A 3,159-nucleotide genomic window follows, 5' to 3' on the forward strand; every position below is an offset into this window, starting at 1 on the left:
GCTTCACGCAGTAGTTTCTCTTCATTAGGATTAAAAACAAAGTCGTAATACGTTTTTACTTCTGGAAATTTAAGGTACAATTCAATAATTTGTTCTTCAATTTGCTCCTTACTCAACTCCGTTACATATTTCTTTAAATCCCGCTTGCTCATTGAAAAGAATTAAAATCTGTGATTGAAAAATCAATGATAATACTTATTTTTGTAACCCACAAGAAAAAAAGTTTATGGAAGAAGGAATAAAATTTACGCCAGCCGATAAGTACATTATTAATCCTGTAAATAGTTTTATCAGCAAGTCTACTACTGGAGGTATCGTCCTTTTTATAGCAGCTTTAGTTGCGATTATTTTGGCCAACTCCTCTCTATCCCACTGGTATCATGAAATTTGGGAACATAAAATAGGATTGTTCTTTGACGGCGAATCGTATTTGAATTTCACAATTCACCACTGGGTGAACGACGGATTGATGGCTGTTTTTTTCTTTGTAGTAGGACTAGAATTGAAACGAGAACTTATTGGTGGAGAACTATCCAATCCTAAAAACGCCATGTTGCCTATTATTGCAGCACTCGGCGGAATGGTTGTACCAGCTCTTATTTATGCCGCTTTTAATTTTGGTACCGAAACATCTCACGGCTGGGGAATTCCTATGGCAACAGATATCGCATTTGCGTTAGGTGTTTTGTATATTTTGGGAGATCGTATTCCGCTTGCTCTAAAAGTATTTTTAACCGCTTTGGCCATTGTAGATGATTTAGGAGCTGTTTTGGTAATCGCCATTTTTTATACGGCTGAAATCGATTTTATCATGCTGTTTACAGGAATTGGATTTGTAGTTTTCTTATTTTTATCTAAAGCATTTGGTATAAGAAATACACTTTTTTATGCTATTTTAGGAATCTTTGGCGTTTGGTTGCCCTTTTTACTTTCGGGTGTTCACGCAACTATTGCATCTGTTCTTGTTGCTTTTACAATTCCAGCGGATTCTCGAGTAAGCGAAAATGCGTTTATTCAAAAGATAAAATTGTACCTTAATCAATTCAAAGAGGCAGACCAAAACGAAAAAGCCCCAACACTTACTACCGAACAATTGCATTATTTAGACCATATTCGGGTAGTTACTAAAGATGCAATGACTCCTTTACAACGATTGGAACACGGCATGCATCCCTTTGTTAGTTTTATCGTCATGCCTGTTTTTGCTTTAGCAAATGCCGGTGTAACCTTTTCAAATGATATTTTTGCCGAAGCTACAAGTAATGTTACTCTTGGAGTTGCTATAGGATTAATCGCAGGTAAAGTCTTAGGCGTTTACGGCGTTTCAATGGGTATGATCAAGCTAAAAATTGCCAATATGCCAGAAGGTTTAACCTCAAGACATCTTTTTGGTGTAGGTTTTCTTGCAGCTATCGGATTTACAATGTCGTTGTTTGTAACAAATCTTGCCTTTACTGGCCCCACACCCGAATTGATTGCCGAGCATCAGTTGCAAGCCAAACTGGGTATTTTTATGGCCTCATTAATTGCAGGACTGATTGGATATTTCATACTTAAAGCTGTTAAACCAAAAACTATTATCACTCAAAATAATGCTTAAAATTTTTAAAATTGTCGCGATACTGGAAGGAATTTCGTATTTAGTTTTATTTGCAAATATGTTGTTGATCAAGCCCAATTATCTTGATTTGTACAAAACACTTTTGTACCCAATTGGAATGGCTCATGGCGTTTTATTTATTGCTTATGTAATTTTAGCCATCCTTTTAAAATACGAACAAAATTGGGACTGGGGGAAATTGGGTATTATATTGGCAGCTTCACTCCTACCATTTGCTACGTTTTGGGTAGAGAAAAAAATATTTATAAATGATTGATTCAAACATCCAGAAAATCACAAAGATTACCGAAAATATATTGCTAAAAGTGGGTTGCAATCCCACTTTTGCTTCTTATACCAGCGCGGTTATTGACTTGGGTGTTTTACTGCTACTTGCCTACATTATCTTTGTAATTTGCAGGTATTCCATCATTCGACTATTTATATTTGTAGCCCGACGAACCAAAACTACTTTCGACGACTTATTGGTTTCAAATAAAACGGCTAAGTATATATCGCATTTGGTTCCCTTGCTTTTTGTATACAATGCCGTTCCGATCATTTTAGCAGATTTCCTGTATTGGGAAGGTGTTTTTGGGAAAATCATTAGCATCTACATCATCATTTTGATTCTGTTAATCATCAGAACGATTTTTAATTCGTTGCGCGATCACCTTAAATTAACGCCGAGGTACAGTGATAAACCTATTGACAGTTATATTCAAGTCATTATGATCGTGCTTTGGATTTTTGGAGTAACAGCCATCATTATGTTACTGTTTAACTTGTCCATAAAAACATTATTTACCACTTTCGGAGCTATTTCTGCGATTGTTTTGCTTATTTTCAGAGACACTATTTTGGGATTTATTGCCAGTATTCAAGTTTCGGTAAATGATATGGTTCGCATTGGCGATTGGATTACGATGGACAAATTTGGTGCTGATGGTGATGTTATCGAAATTAATTTGGCAACCGTTAAAGTCCGAAATTTTGACAATACCACTTCCACAATTCCTACCTACTCTTTAATTTCAGATTCGTTTAAAAACTGGCGCGGAATGTTCAATTCAGAAGGTCGACGAATCAAAAGACACGTATTGATCAAATCCAGTAGCATCCGATTTTTACAAGAAAGCGAAATGGAACATTTTAAAAGTATCCAGTTAATTTCAAATTACATCGACCACCGTCAAGCAGATATCAAAAAGCACAATACCTCTAAAGGAATTGACAAAAGTTTATTAGTAAACGGTCGAAACTTAACCAATTTTGGGTTGTTTCGAAAATACATCAACGAATATCTCGACGGTCATCCGGGGTTGAACAAGAACATGGCAATGATGTGCCGACAGTTGCAGTCCAATGAATTTGGCGTTCCGTTAGAAATCTATGCGTTTTCAAAAGACAAAACATGGATCAATTACGAATTTATTATGGCCGATATTTTTGACCATATCATTGCCTCTGTAGTGTATTTTGATCTTGAAATTTATGAACTTCCTACCAGTAAAAGTTTCAACGCAACTCCCTCAACACCAGAATTTAAAACATAAAAA

General features: G+C 35.8%; 4 protein-coding genes. 3 read left to right on the plus strand and 1 reads right to left on the minus strand.

Going from position 1 to position 3,159, the window contains the following annotated elements; genetic code table 11:
- Positions 1-152 (minus strand): DUF6155 family protein (locus tag ACIQ2X_RS15050; protein WP_396179780.1); only part of this gene is annotated, 152 nt, incomplete at its 3' end.
- A gap of 74 nt (positions 153-226) precedes the next feature.
- Here ACIQ2X_RS15050 and nhaA point away from each other — a divergent pair.
- The 3 genes from nhaA to ACIQ2X_RS15065 are packed head-to-tail and all read left to right on the plus strand — an operon-like array spanning position 227 to position 3,156.
- Positions 227-1,600, plus strand: coding sequence for a Na+/H+ antiporter NhaA (gene nhaA, locus ACIQ2X_RS15055; RefSeq protein WP_396179777.1), 1,374 nt, complete (start codon positions 227-229; stop codon positions 1,598-1,600).
- A complete protein-coding gene (locus ACIQ2X_RS15060) occupies positions 1,593-1,877 on the plus strand; it encodes a DUF3817 domain-containing protein (protein ID WP_396179778.1) in 285 nt (94 codons plus the stop codon). The genes nhaA and ACIQ2X_RS15060 overlap by 8 nt, the downstream gene beginning before the upstream one ends.
- Positions 1,870-3,156 (plus strand): mechanosensitive ion channel family protein, encoded by a 1,287-nt coding sequence (locus ACIQ2X_RS15065; protein ID WP_396179779.1) that lies wholly within the window; start codon positions 1,870-1,872, stop codon positions 3,154-3,156. The genes ACIQ2X_RS15060 and ACIQ2X_RS15065 overlap by 8 nt, the downstream gene beginning before the upstream one ends.
- The last annotated feature ends 3 nt before the right edge of the window (positions 3,157-3,159 follow it).

This window comes from Flavobacterium sp. (assembly GCF_044368625.1).
In the GTDB taxonomy this organism is placed as follows: domain Bacteria; phylum Bacteroidota; class Bacteroidia; order Flavobacteriales; family Flavobacteriaceae; genus Flavobacterium.

What these genes read in the sequence shown, in the direction of transcription:
- nhaA (WP_396179777.1), top strand. Translation starts at nt 227, where the DNA reads ATGGAAGAAGGAATAAAATTTACGCCAGCCGATAAGTACATTATTAAT.
- ACIQ2X_RS15060 (WP_396179778.1), top strand. Translation starts at nt 1,593, where the DNA reads ATGCTTAAAATTTTTAAAATTGTCGCGATACTGGAAGGAATTTCGTAT.
- ACIQ2X_RS15065 (WP_396179779.1), top strand. Translation starts at nt 1,870, where the DNA reads ATGATTGATTCAAACATCCAGAAAATCACAAAGATTACCGAAAATATA.